This window comes from Lentzea kentuckyensis (assembly GCF_002150765.1).
Taxonomy (GTDB): Bacteria; Actinomycetota; Actinomycetes; order Mycobacteriales; family Pseudonocardiaceae; genus Lentzea; species Lentzea kentuckyensis.
In genome coordinates, this window is record NZ_MUYM01000025.1 from 15,843 (window position 1) to 32,267 (window position 16,425).

Below are 16,425 nucleotides of genomic sequence, written 5' to 3' on the forward strand. Positions count from 1 at the left end.
GCATGCGTTCAGGAGCGTGAGCACCCGGAGAGGTTGTGCGTAGAGCTACTCAACCTCTACTTGGCCGCGTCGAGCACGGCCCGTTCGATCCGCCGCCGGTCCAGGTCGGAGCCGGCGATGCTGAACGAGTCGACCACCGTCGCGCCCAACGTGGACACCCGCGCCCACTGCACGTCGGCGCCGCACTGCTCCAACGCCCCGGCCACCCGGTGCAGCAGGCCGATCCGGTCGGCGGCGCGCAGTTCCAGCACCACCGCGCCGGTCGCCTCGTCGTCGAACCACAGCACCTTCGCGGGCGGCGGGTCGAGCGGCGGGCCGCCGTAGTCGCGTTCCTTCGCGGCGAGCTTGTCCGCCAACAGCAGCGAGCCCTCGATGGCCCTGGACAGCTGTTCGCGCAGCAACGACGCGTCTGGCAGCGAGCCGAACCGCGGCGACACCGTGAACGCGTCCACCGTCGCACCGCCGTGCGCCCGCAACGTCGCCGCGTGGACCTCCAACGAGTTCAACGCGAGCACGCCGGCGGCCTTGGACAGCATGCCCGGCCGGTCCGGCGCGAGCACCGTCACGATCGCCGCGTGATCCTGCTTCTCCAGCAGCACGTCCGGTTTCCCCGACGCCGCAACGCGTTCCGCCATGGCCACGAAGGCCGGATCCAGCGGTTCCGGTTTGGGCAACGCCTCCCCGGCCATCGCCTTGCGGCACCGTGCGACCAGGTCGGCCATCAGCGCGGCCTTCCAGTCCGTCCACACACCAGGTCCGGTCGCGAGAGAGTCCGCCTCCGCCAAGGCGTGCAGCAGCTCCAGCAGCACAGCGTCGCCACCGAGCGTTTCCACCACACGGTGCACGGTCGCCTCGTCCTCGACGTCACGCCGAGTCGCCGTGTGCGGCAACAAGAGATGGTGACGCACCATCGCGGACAACGTCTCGACGTCCTGCGGCCACAACCCGATCCGCTCACCGATCTGGGTCGCCAGCGCGGCCCCGACCTCGGAGTGGTCCTGCTGCCGACCCTTGCCGATGTCGTGGATCAACGCGCCCAGCAACAGCAGATCGGGCCGTGACACCGTGGTCGCGAGACGCGCAGCATGTGCGACCGTCTGCACCAAGTGCCGGTCGACCGTCCACATGTGCGCGGCGTCGCGCGGCGGCAGGTCCCGCACCGCACCCCACTCGGGGAACAGCCGGCCCCACAAGTCCGTGCGGTCCAACGCCTCCACGACGTCCACGAGTCCGCTACCGCTGCCCAGCAACGCCAGCAGTTCCTCACGGGCTTCGCGCGGCCACGGCTGACGCAGCTCCGGCGCCGAGTCCGCGAGCCGGGCCAACGTGCCGGTCGCGATCGGGTGCTTGCTGCGTGCCGCCGCCGTCGCGACGCGCAACAACAACGCGGGATCACGGCTGGGAATCGCGTCACGGGCGAGAGAGACCTCAGACCCGTGCAGCACAACACCTTCGTCCAACGGTCTGCGCGGCGGCTGTCCTCTCAGGAACGCCCCGAGCCCACGCTTCGGCGCGGCGGCACGAGCCGTGCGCACGGCGACGTCGAACGCGTAAACGACAGTGCGTGCGGCAGAGGAAAGCGAACGGGCCAGAGCAAACCGGTCGGCCAAACCGAGAGCGGACGCCACCTCGTCGCCGTCCTGCGCCCGCAGCACGTCACGAGGTTTCCGCGCCACCCGGCGAAGTTCGGTGCGGACGTCGAGGAGCAGCTTGCGGGCCTCGTCGACATCAGCCGACGGCCGGTCCACCATCTGCGCGACCGACAGCGCGTCCAGGATCGTGATGTCCCGCAACCCACCACGGCCGTGCTTCAGGTCTGGCTCGACGCGGTGCGCGATCTCGCCACTGCGGCCCCAGCGCTTCTGCGACGACTCGGAGATCTCGTCCAGCCGGTTGCGGACGTTGCCGCGCCACGCCTGGCGCGCCCCCTCGGCGAGCTTCTGCGAGACCTCGGGATCACCCGCGATGTGCCGGATGTCCAGCAGTCCCAACGCGGTCCGCAGGTCACCGGCGGCGACCCGCAACGCCTCGCCGACGGTGCGGACCGAGTGGTCCAGCCCGATGCCGGAGTTCCACAGCGGGTACCAGAGCTTCTCGGCGATCTCGTCGACGTGCTTGACGCCGTTGTGCACCAGGACCAGATCGAGGTCGGAATAGGGCACGAGCTCACGCCGCCCCAGCCCGCCGACCGCCACGAGCGCGATACCCGATCCGGATATCCCCGCTCCCCCCGCGTGTTTGGTCAACCAGAACTCGTGCAGGTCCACGAGTGCTTCGCGCAGTGGTTCGGCGGCCAAGCGACGACGACCTGGTGCGAGCAGGCGTTCGCGCGCTCGCACCAGGTCGTCAGCCGTGACGACGGCCGTTTCGTTGTTCTCCACGGACCGTCTCCCCAAAATTAGTTACAGCGCATCCGATCCACGTTCCCCGGTGCGCACGCGCACCACGGTCTCGACCGGAGTCACCCACACCTTGCCGTCGCCGATCTTGCCGGTGCGGGCGGCCTCGACCACCGCTTCCAGCACCTTCTCGACGGCCGTGTCGTCGATGACGACCTCGATCTTGATCTTGGGCACGAAGTCCACCGAGTACTCGGCGCCCCGGTAGACCTCGGTGTGGCCCTTCTGGCGGCCGTAGCCCTGCACCTCGCTGACGGTCATGCCGAGCACGCCGAGCTGTTCGAGGGCGCCCTTCACGTCGTCGAGCGTGAACGGCTTGATGATCGCGGTGACCAGCTTCATGACTTGTTGCTCCCCTCGAGAACCGCGGTCGCACCCGCGGTCACACTGCCCTTGTTCGCACCGCGAGCGCTGGAGAACGCGCCGAACTCGTAGGCCGACTCGGCGTGCTCCGACTCGTCGATGCCCGCGACCTCGGCCTCTTCGTCAGCGCGGAAGCCGACCGTCTTGTTCACCACGAACGCGATGATGAAGGTGAGCACGAACGAGAAGGCGAGGACCGCGATCGCCGCGACGGCCTGCCTGCCGAGGAGGCCGAACCCGCCGCCGTAGAAGAGACCGTCAGCACCGGCCGAGTTCACGCTGGTGGTGCCGAAGAAACCGATCAGCAGCGTACCGACGAGACCGCCGACGAGGTGGACACCGACGACGTCCAGCGAGTCGTCGTAGCCGAAGCGGAACTTGAGACCGACGGCGAGGCTGCACAGCGCACCGGCGATCACGCCGATCGCGATGGCACCGAGCGGGCTGACGAACGCACAGGCCGGGGTGATGGCGACGAGACCGGCGACCGCACCGGACGCGGCACCGAGGGTGGTCGGCTTGCCGTCGCGGAACTGCTCGACGAGCAGCCAGCCGAGCACGGCGGCGGCGGTGGCGATGGTGGTCGTGGCGAACGCGACGGCGGCGGTCTCGTTGGCGCCCAGCGCCGAACCGGCGTTGAAGCCGTACCAGCCGAACCACAGCAGAGCGGCACCGAGCAGCACGAACGGCAGGTTGTGCGGCCGCATCGGCTCCTTCGGCCAGCCCTTGCGCTTGCCGAGGACGAGCGCGACGGCCAGACCCGCGGCACCGGCGTTGATGTGGACCGCGGTACCACCGGCGAAGTCGAGCGCCTTCAGGTTGTTGGCGATCCAGCCACCGACGACGGAACCGTCAGCGCTCGAGAACGCGAACACCCAGTGCGCCACCGGGAAGTACACGATCGTGACCCACAGGCCGATGAACAGCGTCCAGCCCCAGAACTTCGCGCGGTCGGCGATCGCACCGGAGATCAGGGCGGGCGTGATGATCGCGAACATCAGCTGGAACATCACGAACGCCATCGTCGGGAACTGGTGGTCCGCCGGACCGCCCAGCGTGCCGAGGATGCCCTTCAGACCGATGTTGTCGAAGTTGCCCAGCAGACCGGCGCCGATGTCGTTGCCGAACGCCAGGCTGTAGCCGTACAACACCCACAGGATGCTGACCACGGCCAGGGAAATGAAGCTCATCATGAGCATGTTCAAGACGCTCTTGGATCGGACCATGCCCCCGTAGAAGAAGGCCAGGCCCGGCGTCATGAGCATGACCAGCGCTGCGCTGATCAGCACCCAGGCCGTGTCACCTGTGTTCACTTCGACCTCCACTGCACGTCGGTTGCAGGGAGCATCGAGACGTCCTGTTTCACGCACTTACGCCGAACGTTTCGCGGAGGTGAACTGTCGAGCTGGACGTGTTACGTCCACGTTTCGCCGGGTTCACGGTCTCGATTCGGCCACCTCACGGCGGCGAAGCGGTGACGAGGAGTAGCGACTCGGCTCGCTCGATACGGTGAACCCAGGCGTGTCGTTTGTCCCCAAGCAATACCGTGAGCCGATGCGGAGCTCTCTGATCGCGCTCGCGGCCGTGGCCGGGCTGGTGCTCGCCGGCACCACCGCCTTCCTCGTCTTCCGGCCGGGCCCGGCGGAACCGCTCGTCCGGCAGGAGTCCACGGCACCGCGTACCACCGCCGCCGACCTGAGCCCTGACGCCCCCTTCCTGGCATACGTGTCCACCAGCAGCAACACGTTCGTCGCCGCCAAGACGCCGGACCAGCTGGGTCCGATCCCGGAGAAGCTGAATCCCAACGACAAGTCGCTCTCGGGTTCAACGAGCTGCGACGAGCCGTTCTACGCACTCCGGCGGGCGGAAGCGCGGGAGGCGAACACCAGGATCGACGTGATGCTCGTGCCCAGGGCGTTCGAGGAGTTCACGGTCACCGACTTCCGGATCCGCTTCCTGACACCGAAGCGACGCATGCCCTCACCGTCGTACGTGTACGGCTGCTCGAACCCGAACTCGACCAGCTACCAGCAGGTGGTCGAGGTACGCGCCGACGGAACGCAGGACGACGTCTTCAGCTTCAGGCAGCAGGCGCCGCGGGGACTTCCCACCACGATCTCCGGACAGCACATGGAGGTGTGGCAAAAGGACGCCGACGTCGTCGTGCTGGGGAACGCCTACGAGTGGCAGGTGGAGGTCGAATACGTCCACCAAGGCACTACTCACACGTTCACGAGCAAGACCACGACCAACGGCCGAAAGCTCGAAACGGAGCCGGCCCAGCGCGGGTACGACTTCGACAAGCAGTTCGCGTGGTGTCACGCGCCGGAACGGAAGTTCCGCGAAGGCGCGGTGTGCTAACGCTCCTGCGACCACATCGAACCGAGCGCCGAGTAGGCGCGCACGACACGAGTTGTCGCCGCGGTCTCGAACGGCTTGTCCCCCGGAGCTTTCACCTCCGTCGTCACGAGCCGGCCACCTGCGTAGTGCTCGACCTCGATGTGCCAGCGGCACAGGCACTTCACCGTGGTCGGTTCGATGTCGAAGAACATCGCCTCGTTGTTCAGCGTGATCGCGCTGTCGGCGGCGTAGATCTTGCCGCTGCCCGAGTCCCGCACGATCGGCTGATCCGAGTCGAGGTCGACCTTCAGCTTGACTGTCGGGTTGCTTCCCGAGGAAACGCACCGCAGCAACGTGCCGGCGGGCGGCTCCAGCCGTTCGGTCACCACGACACTGATGCGGTTCACGTCGACACCGCGCCCCCTCATCCACAGGCGTACGGGCTGACCGGACGCACGGGCGCCACCCTGCTCGACCGCCCAGCCGGCGACGGCACGGCAGTCCTTGTCCGACGGGAACTCCGTCCTGCCCAGCGGCCGGGGGTGCACGGCGGCGGGAAGTTCGGCCTCGCGGTGGTAGTCCGCGGCCATCTCCAACGGCTGCGGCCTGGTCAGGAAGTAGGCGCCGACACCACCGAACACGGCCAGCAAGGCGACGACGTAACCGATGACGAACAGCTTGGTCCGCTTCGGCTTCTGGTGGACGTTGATCGTCCCCACCTCGCCGATCTGCGCCACGTTGTGAGCTCGGCCGGGGAAGTGGTTCTCGATCGACATGGACCGAACGTACTCAAACGATCGCTTACGGCAAACGGCGGACCACACCCCTGGCGGGTGAACCAGGGGCGCGGTCCGCCAACTGGCACTAGCGAACCGAGTACGGTCCCGCCGGCACCGGCTTCGCCGACAGGATCGACGCCTGGGCCGCAGGCTCGACAGCGGCACACGTCGTGCCGCTGCGCGGGAGCTTCAGACCCACCATGTACTCATCGTTGATCTTCAGCGTGCACTCGCTGCGGTCGTAGACACCGTGGCCCCAGCCTTCGTAGGTGACGAAGACCGTGGTGTCACGGGTCTGCTTGTGCGCGTTGACCGCCCACTCGTAGACCGTCGCCGTGTCGTACCTGGAGTTGGTCATCAGGATCTTCGGCGCGTTCTTGATCTTCAGCGGCCGCTGCGCGTTCGTGGCCTTCGGGAACCCGACGCAGCCCATCATCGCGCCGTGGCCGATCGACGAACCCAGGGTGTCGGGCGCGACGCGCTTCTCCATCGCGTTGAGCGCCTGGTACTCGCCCCACGAGCTGACGCGCAGGTTGTAGTCGTTGCAGAAGATGCCCGCGAACGGGTTCTCGAACGTCTCACCCTCCGCGAACGCCTTCGAGGACGCCGTAGTGCCCTCGCTCAGGTCCTTGACCCGCTGGGCGAACATCTGGAACGCGGGCCCGTAGCCCATGCCCACCACCATCGAGCCGAGGTTCTCCGGCGTCAACTTGGTGCCGTCGGGGTACGTCAGCTCACCGCGCGCGGCCTTGGCGAGCAGGTCGTTCCAGATCTTGCGCACGTCCTTGCCGTGCAGCGGGGACGTCGCCGTGCGGTCGTTCCACTTGACCCACTCGTTGAACATGTCCTGTGCCCCGCGCGCCTCGGTCTCGAGGAACTTCCAGGTGCCGAGGCTGTGGTCCATGTTCGAGTCGATGATCATGGCGCGGATGTTCTTGCCGTACTGCGCCGCGTAGTGCTGGCCCATGATCGTGCCGTACGAGACGCCGTAGTAGTTGATCTTCTTCTCGCCCAGCGCCCGGCGGATCGAGTCGATGTCGTTCGCGACGTCGAACGTCGAGGCGTGGTCGAAGATCGCGCCGGAGACCTTGCGGCAGTCGGCCCGCAGCTCCTTGTTGAACGCGACCAGCTTGTCGAACTCGTCCTTGGTCTTCGGGTACTCGGACGGCTGCCGCTGCAGCACCTCCGCCGAACACTTGATCGGCTGGCTGCGCGCGACACCACGCGGGTCGAACCCGATGACGTCGAACCTGTCGATGATGTCCTTGCTGAAGTAGCGGTCGGCGCCGAACGAGAAGTCGACTCCCGAACCACCGGGCCCACCGGGGTTGATGACCATCGCGCCGATGCGCTTGGACTGGTCGCTCGCCTTTCTGCGCGACACGGCCAGCTGGAACTTCTCCCCGTTCGGCTTGCTGTAGTCGATCGGCAGCGTCAAGAAGCCGCAGTCGACGGTCGGCACCTCGGCGCACGGCTTCCAGTCGATCGCGCCCACTCCGAACTCCGGCTGCCCCTCCGGAGCCGCGGACGCGAGCGGCGACATGCCCAGTACCAATGCAGAACTCGCGAGCGCGGCTCCGAAGACGCGCATCATCGGTTGCATGGATTTCCTCCCTAGATCCCCGATCTTGCGGGAGGAAACGCTTCCACCGAACGTGTGACGCAGACAACCGACCGAGGTAGGTAAAAGAATCAGCCTGTGGTCGTACAACCACCGTCAGTTAGTCGGTTCGGCCGCAGCACATGTGGTGCCGTTGCGCGGCAGCTGCAACCACACCAGGTAATCGTCGTTGATCTTCCGCGTGCAGTCGCTGCGGCCGTAGACGCCGTGACCCCAGCCTTCGTAGGTGACGAGAACGGTCGTGCCGCGGGTCTGCCGGTGCACGTTGGCCGCCCACTCGTAGACCGTCGCGGGGTCGTACCTGGCGTTGGTCACCAGGATCTTCGGCGCGTTCCTGAACTTGAGCGGATGCTGCGGGTTCGTGGCATCCGGCAACCCGGCGCAGCCCGTCATCGCGCCGTGGGCGAACGGCACCATGACGGCGTTCGGCGCGACGCGGTTCTCCATGTCGTTCAGGGCCTGGTACTCGGCGAACGAGCTGATCCTTAGGTTGTAGTCGTTGCAGACGATGCCCTGGAACGGGTACTCGATCGCGTCGACCTCCGCGAACGCCTTGGCGGGCGCCGAGGCACCCCGGACGAGCGTCACCACGTAGTCGGCGAACAGCTTCCACGCCGGGACGTGGCTGTAGTTCAGGAAGCGGATGCCGAGGAGCTCCGGGGTGAACACGAGGCCGCTCCGCGGGTCCTTCAGCTCGCCGCGGGCGGCCTTGGCGAGCAGGTTCTTCCAGATCTCGCGCAGGTCCTGACCGTGCAACGGCGAGGACGGCGTGCGGTCGTTCCACTTGATCCACTCGCCGAACACGGCCTCCGCGCCACGCGCCTCGGTCTCGAGCAACCCCCACACGCCGAGGCTGCGGTCCATGTTCGAGTCGATCACCATGGCGCGGAGGTTGCGGCCGTACCGCTCCGCGTACTGCTGGCCCATGATCGTGCCGTACGAGACGCCGTAGTAGCTGATCTTCTTCTCACCCAGCGCACGACGGATCGAGTCGATGTCGTCCGCGGCCTCCCGCGACGAGGCGTGATCGAAGATCGGCCCGGACTGCTCGCGGCAGTCCTCGTGCAGCGCCTTGTTGTAGGCGACCAACTGGTCGTACTCGGCCGTGGTCTTCGGGGTGTCGGTGTGCGGCCGCCGCACCGCCTCGGCCGAGCACTTGATCGGCCGGCTGCGCGCGACACCACGCGGGTCGAACCCGACCACGTCGAACCTGTCGACGATCTCCTTGCTGAAGTACCGGTCCGCCTCGAAGGTGAAGCCGACACCCGAGACCCCAGGTCCGCCGGGGTTGACGACCAGCGCGCCGACGCGCCGGGACTGGTCGTTCGCCTTACGGCGGGAGACGGCGAGCTGGAACTTCTCCCCGTCCGGCCTGGCGTAGTCGATCGGCAGCGTCAAGAACCCGCAGTCGACCACCGGCGCCTCTGCGCACGGCTTCCAGTCGATCGCGTGCTCCGGAGCCGCGAACGCGAGCGGCGTCATTCCCCAGACCAACGCGGAACTCGCGAGCGCGGCCCCGAAGGCGCGCGTCATCGGTCGCACGGATTTCCTCCCTGGTTCCCTGTCCAGCAGGAGGAAAACGCTTTCATCGACCGGGTGGCACCGGCAACCGACCGGGGAATGAGAAGAATCCCACCGGAGTCGGACAACCGTTTCTCAGCTGGTGCTTTCAGCCCAGGCCGACCGCAGGTGCGCTAGGCCGTCGCTCGTAGGAGTCCCGATCAGACGGAGTCGTGCCATCCCGCCGTCCGGGTAGATGTCCAGACGAGCGTGTGTCACCTCGGGACAGTCCACGACGAACCGATGCCGTGTGTCGGGCTGCAGCCGGGTGCGTGGCAGGACGTCGAACCACGTGGCCGGGTCCTTGCGCTCGTCGCAGCCGCTCACCGACGCCCAGCCCGGCGCGTTGCCCTTGAAGTGGCTGGTGTCGAGCTCGACCAGCTGCACCGCACCGGCCGCGGCGAGCCGGATCGACACCCAGTCGTTGCCGTCGTCACGCCGGCGCGCGGTTTCCCAGCCCTCCCCCATGACCGTGGCCTGACCAGGGGCGATGAGGTTGTTGGGCGAGCTGTAGAACATGTTGCTGCAGCCCGTGACGACCGCGCCGTTCTCCAGCGCGGCGAGGTCGATTCCCGGGATCAGCAGCCGTGGATCAGCGAGTGGTTCGCCGTGCACGCGCAGTCGGGCGACACCGCCGTCGGGGTCGATGGTCAGGCGTACGTGCGTAACGCGGCGTCCTTCAGCAACGTCGAAGTAGTGCTTGTCGTCGCCCTTGAGTGCCGATCGTTCGACCAACGGGAACCACTCGGTGATCTCCTCGCCGGAGGGGTAACCCTCGACCTGGGCGCCCTCGACCCAGCAGAACGGCGGGTAGTTGCCCTTGAAGAACGCCGTGTCCACGACGATTCCGCGCACCACACCCGGCATGCCCAGCCGGATCACCGCCTGGTCCACACCGGCCTCACGACGGCGGCGGGTCTCCCAGCCGTCGTAGACCTGGCCTTTGTGACCGAAGGTGTAGGTCTGGTAGACCGGCTCGGCGGGTTTGATCAGGTTCTCCCGCTCGGCGAACAGCTCGTCGTTCGCCCACACCACACCGCCTCCGACCGCGCGCGAGGCGAGATCGGGCAGCCGGGTCCACTCCGTCATGCTTCTCCTCTGCGTAGCAACTTGCCTTGCGTCGTGCTGATTTCCTTGCCGCGCAACCAGGTCTGCCGAACCACGCCGTGCAGCGAACGCCCGTGGTAGGGCGTGACCGGGTTGCGGTGGTGGAGCTTGTTCTTGTCCACCACGAAGGCCTCGTCCGGCGCGAACACCACGAGGTCCGCGTCCTTGCCCACCTCGATGGCGCCCTTGCTCTCCAGGCCGACCTGGCGCGCGGGGTGCGTGGCCATCCAGCGGACGACATCGGTGAGGTGGAAACCCCGTTCCCGCGCGCCCGTCCACACCGCGGGCAGGCCGAGCTGGAGCGACGCGATACCGCCCCAGGCCGTGGCGAAGTCGCCTTCCTTCAGCTCGACCGTGCTCGGCGAGTGGTCGCTGACGACCAGTTCGATCACGCCGTCGCGCAGCCCCTGCCACAACGCCTCGCGGTTCTCCGCCTCACGGATCGGCGGGCAGCACTTGAACTCCGTCTGCCCGTCGTGGATCTCCTCGGCGGTGAACGTGAGGTAGTGCGGGCACGTCTCGGCGGTCACGGGAAGCCGGTCGCGGTGCGCTCCCTCGATGATGTGCAGCGCGTCCGACGACGACAGGTGCAGGATGTGCGTGCGAGCGCCCGTTTTGCGGGTCAGCTCCACGACGTCGCTGATGGCCCGGTTCTCGGCTTCGCGCGGCCGTGAGGCGAGGAACCCCGCGTAGTCCGGTTCCGAGTCACGGACCGTGTGCGCGTCTTCGGCGTGCACGATCGTCAACGCGTTGAGCGTGGCCAGTTCCCTCAGTGCCACTTCGAGCTCAGCCGTCGTCACGGCCGGAAACTCGTCGACGCCCGAGTGCAGCAGGAAGCACTTGAAGCCGAAGACACCGGCCTCGTGCAACGGCTTCAGTTCGGCGAGGTTGCCGGGGATGATCCCGCCCCAGAATCCGACGTCCACCGACACGTTCGCGGCGGCCTTGCGCTTGATCTCCAGCGCCGCGACCTCGACCGTCGGAGGAATGCTGTTCAGCGGCATGTCGATGATCGTCGTGACGCCACCGGCCGCCGCCGCACGGGTCGCCGTCTCGAAGCCCTCCCACTCGCTGCGGCCGGGGTCGTTGACGTGCACGTGAGTGTCGACCAGACCGGGCAGCAGCACCTCGTCGTCGGCGAGGTGCACGACGTTGGGTGAGTCGATGAACGGCTCGACGGCGACGATCCTGCCGTCGACGACACCGACGTCGCAGGCGATCTCGCCCTGGGGGGTGATGACCCTGCGGGCGCGGAAGACCAGGTCCATGTCCCTCACTCTGACATCCAGTCGCGCGCGATGCGACCGCCGAGAACGCCCAGCAGCGAATCAGCCTGTGCCATGCATCTCGTCACGTCCGGTTCCAGGTCCAGCAGCGCGTAGGCGGCCTTCAGCCCGAGATCACCCGGCGCGACCGTGCACTGCCCGGCCACCGCGACCACCGGCACGTCTCCCGAGGCCCTGACCACGCCGAACGGTGCCTTGCCGTGCCGGGTCTGCGCGTCCAGCGAGCCTTCGCCGGTGATCACCAGACGCGCGTCCGCGACGGCCTCGGCGAATCCGGCCAGCTCCAGCACGACCTCGATGCCCGGCCGGAACCGCGCGCCGAGCACGGCCAGCGCGGCGAACCCGATCCCGCCGGCCGCGCCCGCTCCCGGCCGGTCGGCGTGCTGCGGCCCGATCCGCCGGGCGAACGCTTCGAGCCGCGCCTCGAGGATCTCCACCTGCTCGGGCGACGCCCCCTTCTGCGGCCCGTAGATCGCCGCCGCACCGGTTGGTCCGAGCAGCGGGTTGTCCACGTCCGAGGCCAGCACCAGGTCCACGCCGGCGAACGACGCCTTGCCGACCGCCTCCAGCATTCCCGCGCCACCGTCCGTGCACGCGCTGCCGCCCAGCCCGAGCACGATCGTGGTGCAGCCGACGTCCAGCGCGGCCTTCAGCAGCTCACCGACGCCATAGCTCGTGGCTTCCAGGGGCGCGGGTTCGGAGAGCAACGTGAGCCCGGTCGCCGAGGCCACCTCGACCACGGCGGTCGTTCCCCTGACCGCGAACGACGCCGGCACTGGCTTCCCGACCGGCCCGGTGACCCAGCGCCCCACCTTCACGAACCCGGCGGCGACGGCGGCGTCGACAGTGCCGTCGCCGCCGTCCGCCACCGGGAGGAGGCGCACGGCCACGTCCGGGGCCGCCTCCCGCAGGCCGCGCGCGACGGCGGCGGCGACCTGCGGGGCGGTGAGCGATCCCTTGAACTTGTCCGGCGCGACGATCACGGCGCTGTTTTTTCTCACGCGGAGGCCTTTCGTGCGCTCCAGGTGAACGAAAGCTCCCCGCGTGCACTTGCCTGGCTCACGGGATGGGCTCGAATTCGCGCATGGCGGCGATTGAGGTGCCGTTGGCGGTGTTGCCCTCGCGTTCGATCATGATTTCGACCAGGACCGGGCGGGAGGTGCGGTCAGCCTCCTTGCGGGCCCATTCGAGGGACGAGCGGATCTCGCCCGGATCGGCGACCCGGACGCCGGAGCAGCCGTAGGCCTCCATGATCTTGACGTTGTCCGAGCCGGTGCTGTCGTAGTGGATGTCGACCTCGTACTTCATGTCGTAGCCACCGTGGTCCTCGGCCATCCGGATCAGGCCGAGGTACTCGTTGTTCAGCATGATCAGCACGAACGGCACGTCGTACTGGGCGCCGACGGCCAGTTCCTCCACCAGGAACTGGAACGAGTAGTCGCCGACGATGCCGACGACCTCCGCGTCCGGCCTGGCCTTCTTGACCCCGATGGCCGCCGGGATCTCCCAGCCGAGCGGCCCGGCCTGGCCGCAGACCTGGTAGTGCCGCGGCTTGTGCGCCTTCTGGTGCTGGCCGGACCAGATCTGGTAGAGCCCGATGGCCGTGACGAAGTAGGTGTCCGGGCCGTAGAACTCGTTGATCTCCTTGAACACCCGCGGCGCCTTGACCGGCACGGTGTCGAAGTCCTCACGCCGCAGCAACGTCCGCTTGAGCTCCTGGCACCGTTCGACCCACACGCCCTTCTCACGAGGCCCGTGCTGCTTCGCCTTGTCCAGCAGGGCCTTCAGGAAGAGCTTGGTGTCCGCCACGATGCCGAGGTCCGGCCCGAACACCTTGCCGATCTGGGTCGGTTCGACGTCGACGTGGATGAACTTCCGGTCGCCGCGGTAGGTCGCGAGGTCGCCGGTGTGCCGGTCGCCGAACCGCGCGCCCAGCGCCAGCACCAGGTCGGACTCCAGGAACGACGCGTTGCCGTAACGCTGCGAGGTCTGGATGCCGGTCATGCCCGCGTAGAGCGGGTGGTCCTCGTCGATGGCGCCCTTGCCCATCAGCGTGGCCTGGATCGGGATCTGCAGGAACTCGGCCAGCTCCAGCAGCTCGTCGGACGCCTCGCCGAGGATGACACCGCCACCGGCGAGCAGCAGCGGGCGTTCGGCGGCCAGCAACATCTCCAGCGCGCGCTCGACCCGTGCGTCGGAAGGCACGCTTCTGGTGACCGGCAACGGCTCGTCGATCGACGAGTCCCACTCGATCTCCTGCTTCTGCACGTCGATCGGGAGGTCGATCAGCACCGGGCCCGGCCTGCCGGAGCGGGCGATCCGGAACGCCTCGCGGAAGATCCACGGCATCTGCGCGGCTTCCTTGACCTGCACCGCCCACTTCGTGACGGGCGCGGCGATCGAGACGATGTCGACGGCCTGGAACGCCTCCTGGTGCAGCTTCGACACCGCGGCCTGGCCGGTGATGCACAGGATCGGCACGCTGTCGGCCTGCGCGGTGTAGAGGCCGGTGATCATGTTCGTGCCGGCCGGGCCAGAGGTGCCGATCGCGACACCGACGTTGCCGGTCGTGCGCGACCAGCCGTCGGCCATGTGCGTGGCACCCTCTTCGTGCCGCACGATGAGGTGCTCGATGGAACCGTCCTGTTCCATCGCCTTGTACAGCGGCAGGATCGCGGCACCGGGGCAGCCGAACACGGTGTCGATGCCCTCGGACTTGAGAACCTCGACGACCGCCTGCATGACGGGGATCTTCGGCATGTGTCAGGCCCTTCCCGCGAAGTTCTCGATGACCTTGAGCAGCGCGGAGTGGTCGAGCGACCCGTAACCCTGCGCGCGTCCCGCCGCGACCAGTGCGGCGATGAGGTTGGTGACCGGCAGCGCGACGTCGGCCGCGCGGGCCGCGTCCAGTGCGATGCCCATGTCCTTGTGGTGCAGGTCGATCCGGAAGCCGGGCTGGAACTCGCGCGCGATCATCGTTTCGCGCTTGAGGTCGAGGATCCGGTTCGCCGCGAGACCGCCCGCGAGCACGTCCAGGCCCGCCTTGGGGTCGACGCCGGACGCCTCCAGCAGCACGATCGACTCCGCGACCAGCGCGTAGATGCCGCCGACCATCAGCTGGTTCGCGGCCTTCACCACCTGGCCGGCGCCGTGCGGTCCGACGTGGACGATCGTCTTGCCGACGATCTCCAGGAACGGCCTGGCGGCGGCGAAGTCCTGTTCCTCGCCTCCGACCATGATGCTCAGGGACGCCTGGACGGCACCGGTCTGGCCACCTGACACGGGTGCGTCGAGCACGCGGACGTTCGTGAGCTTCTTCGCGATCTCGATCGACGTGGACGGGCGGATCGTGCTCATGTCGATCAGCAGCGTGCCGTCGTCGAAGGTGACCTCGTCGATCACCGCCTCGACCTGCGGGTGGTTCGGCAGCATCGTGATGACGACCTCGGCGCCGCTCACGGCCTCCTGCGCGGAGGAAGCGGCCTTGCCGCCGTCCGCGACGAGCTTTTCCAGGGACGCCGAGCTGAGGTCGAAGCCCGTCACGTCGTGCCCGGCGGCTACGAGGTGGGCCGCCATCGGGCTGCCCATGATGCCGAGTCCGATGAAACCGATGCGGGTCATGCGTTGTCCCTCCAACTGAAGGAGTGGGTGACGGGCTTGTACTCGGCGCCCACGAAACCCGTGTAGCCGTTGGCGCGGAGCTTGGCGAGATGCCCGAAGAGGTCGAGCTCGCCGGTGCCGGGCTCACCGCGTCCGGGAGCGTCGGCGATCTGCACGTGACCGATGCGGTCGACGTGGTCGGCGAGGGTGTCGAGGTCGTCGCCGTTCGTGGCGAGGTGGTAGAGGTCCGCGAGCAGCTTCACGTTGCCGCGGTCGATCTCGTCGATGAGCTCGAACGCCTGGTGGGCGGTCTTGATCGGGTACCGGGGCGCGCCGCTGAGCGGTTCGATCACGATCTGCGCCCCGGTTTCGGCCGCGATGTCGGCGGCGAAGCGGTAGTTCGAGATGGTCTGCGCGGTGGTCTCGAAGTTGCCGTGCAACGCGTTGAGCGTGCGGCAGCCGAGGCGGGCCGCGATGGCGACGGTGATCTCGACGTTCGTCCGGAACTCCGTCTCGCGGCCGGGCCAGCTCGCGAGGCCGCGGTCTCCGGCCGGCATGTCGCCCGCGTAGAGGTTGAGGCCGACCAGGCGCACGCCCGCGTCCTGGATGGCGGCTTCGAACGCCTCGATCTCGCGTGTCTCGGGTACGGCGTCCGCGAACGGCCACCAGATCTCGACCGCGTCGAACCCGGCGGCGCGTGCCGCGGCCGGACGCTCCAGCAGCGGCAGCTCGGTGAAGAGCATGGACAGGTTTGCGTCGAACATCTCTCAGCCGTTCCTTCCACATTGCGGAAGTTCAATTTCACTCTATGGAGACACTAGACATCTCACTTGGCCCGGGTCAAGAATGTGGAAGTTAGATTCCGCGATACAGAAACTTGGAGAGCCGTGGAGAGCTTCAACAGCGCCCCGGAGGCCGAACTGCGACCTCTGCTCACCGAGTGCCTCGCGGTACCCCGCTGGGTCGACGCGGTTGCGGCGGGCAGGCCATACGCGTCGATGGATGCTCTCCTCGCGGCTTCTTCGGTTGCCGCACAAGGACTTTCCGACGAGGAGGTGCTCGGCGCCATCGCCGGGCACCCGCGCATCGGCGAACGACAGAAGACAGGTGGGGTGTCGGCGAAGTGGTCGCGGTCCGAACAGTCCGGTGTGGACAGCTCCCAGGCTGATCGCCTGGCGGCTGCGAACGCCGCGTACGAGGATCGGTTCGGGCACATCTACCTGGTGTGCGCGACCGGCCTGAGCGGTGCGGAAATGCTCGACAACCTGTCCAGTCGCATGGACAACCCGCCGGATGTCGAGCTCCGCGTCGTGAACGACGAACTCGCGAAGATCGCCGCCTTGCGGCTGCAGAAGCTGATCGGGAGCTGA

General features: G+C 67.8%; 14 protein-coding genes. 2 read left to right on the forward strand and 12 right to left on the reverse strand.

All coding sequences use genetic code 11. The annotated features are described in order from the left end of the window. Positions 1-56: 56 nt before the first annotated feature. The 3 genes from B0F77_RS14400 to B0F77_RS14410 are packed head-to-tail and all read right to left on the reverse strand — an operon-like array spanning position 57 to position 4,075. Positions 57-2,381, reverse strand: coding sequence for a [protein-PII] uridylyltransferase (locus tag B0F77_RS14400; RefSeq protein WP_086663391.1), 2,325 nt, complete (start codon positions 2,379-2,381; stop codon positions 57-59). 21 nt (positions 2,382-2,402) lie between these two features. After that, positions 2,403-2,741 carry a P-II family nitrogen regulator gene (locus tag B0F77_RS14405; RefSeq protein ID WP_030479675.1) on the reverse strand — a complete coding sequence of 113 codons (339 nt, stop codon included), beginning with the start codon at positions 2,739-2,741 and terminating at the stop codon, positions 2,403-2,405. Beyond that, entirely contained in the window at positions 2,738-4,075 is a 1,338-nt protein-coding gene (locus B0F77_RS14410; protein WP_169730934.1) for an ammonium transporter, read from the reverse strand. Before B0F77_RS14410 ends, B0F77_RS14405 begins: the two co-directional genes overlap by 4 nt. A 241-nt stretch (positions 4,076-4,316) precedes the next feature. On the opposite strand from B0F77_RS14410, the gene B0F77_RS14415 reads away from it, so the two are divergent. Then, positions 4,317-5,123: a hypothetical protein gene (locus B0F77_RS14415; protein ID WP_086663392.1), complete on the forward strand. Its 807-nt coding sequence runs from the start codon at positions 4,317-4,319 to the stop codon at positions 5,121-5,123. On the opposite strand, the gene B0F77_RS14420 is transcribed toward B0F77_RS14415, so the two are convergent. The 9 genes from B0F77_RS14420 to B0F77_RS14460 form a co-directional block, all read right to left on the reverse strand. After that, a complete protein-coding gene (locus B0F77_RS14420; RefSeq protein ID WP_086663393.1) occupies positions 5,120-5,878 on the reverse strand; it encodes a hypothetical protein in 759 nt (252 codons plus the stop codon). The two genes, B0F77_RS14415 and B0F77_RS14420, sit on opposite strands and share 4 nt — an antisense overlap. Positions 5,879-5,966: 88 nt before the next feature. Beyond that, a complete protein-coding gene (locus B0F77_RS14425; protein WP_086663394.1) occupies positions 5,967-7,484 on the reverse strand; it encodes an alpha/beta fold hydrolase in 1,518 nt (505 codons plus the stop codon). A gap of 114 nt (positions 7,485-7,598) precedes the next feature. Continuing rightward, positions 7,599-9,035, reverse strand: coding sequence for an alpha/beta hydrolase (locus B0F77_RS14430; protein WP_086663395.1), 1,437 nt, complete (start codon positions 9,033-9,035; stop codon positions 7,599-7,601). A gap of 123 nt (positions 9,036-9,158) precedes the next feature. Further along, positions 9,159-10,151, reverse strand: a complete 993-nt coding sequence (alc, locus tag B0F77_RS14435) for an allantoicase (RefSeq protein WP_086663396.1) — start codon at positions 10,149-10,151, stop codon at positions 9,159-9,161. Continuing rightward, positions 10,148-11,437 (reverse strand): allantoinase AllB, encoded by a 1,290-nt coding sequence (gene allB, locus B0F77_RS14440; RefSeq protein ID WP_086663397.1) that lies wholly within the window; start codon positions 11,435-11,437, stop codon positions 10,148-10,150. The genes alc and allB overlap by 4 nt, the downstream gene beginning before the upstream one ends. Positions 11,438-11,442: 5 nt before the next feature. Next, positions 11,443-12,456: a glycerate kinase family protein gene (locus B0F77_RS14445; RefSeq protein WP_245848148.1), complete on the reverse strand. Its 1,014-nt coding sequence runs from the start codon at positions 12,454-12,456 to the stop codon at positions 11,443-11,445. 58 nt (positions 12,457-12,514) lie between these two features. After that, positions 12,515-14,215 carry a glyoxylate carboligase gene (gene gcl, locus B0F77_RS14450; protein WP_086663399.1) on the reverse strand — a complete coding sequence of 567 codons (1,701 nt, stop codon included), beginning with the start codon at positions 14,213-14,215 and terminating at the stop codon, positions 12,515-12,517. A 3-nt stretch (positions 14,216-14,218) separates the two neighbouring features. Further along, a complete protein-coding gene (locus B0F77_RS14455) occupies positions 14,219-15,076 on the reverse strand; it encodes an NAD(P)-dependent oxidoreductase (protein WP_086663400.1) in 858 nt (285 codons plus the stop codon). Next, entirely contained in the window at positions 15,073-15,819 is a 747-nt protein-coding gene (locus tag B0F77_RS14460; RefSeq protein ID WP_086663401.1) for a hydroxypyruvate isomerase family protein, read from the reverse strand. The genes B0F77_RS14455 and B0F77_RS14460 overlap by 4 nt, the downstream gene beginning before the upstream one ends. A gap of 84 nt (positions 15,820-15,903) precedes the next feature. On the opposite strand from B0F77_RS14460, the gene uraD reads away from it, so the two are divergent. Continuing rightward, a complete protein-coding gene (gene uraD, locus B0F77_RS14465; protein WP_281252513.1) occupies positions 15,904-16,425 on the forward strand; it encodes a 2-oxo-4-hydroxy-4-carboxy-5-ureidoimidazoline decarboxylase in 522 nt (173 codons plus the stop codon).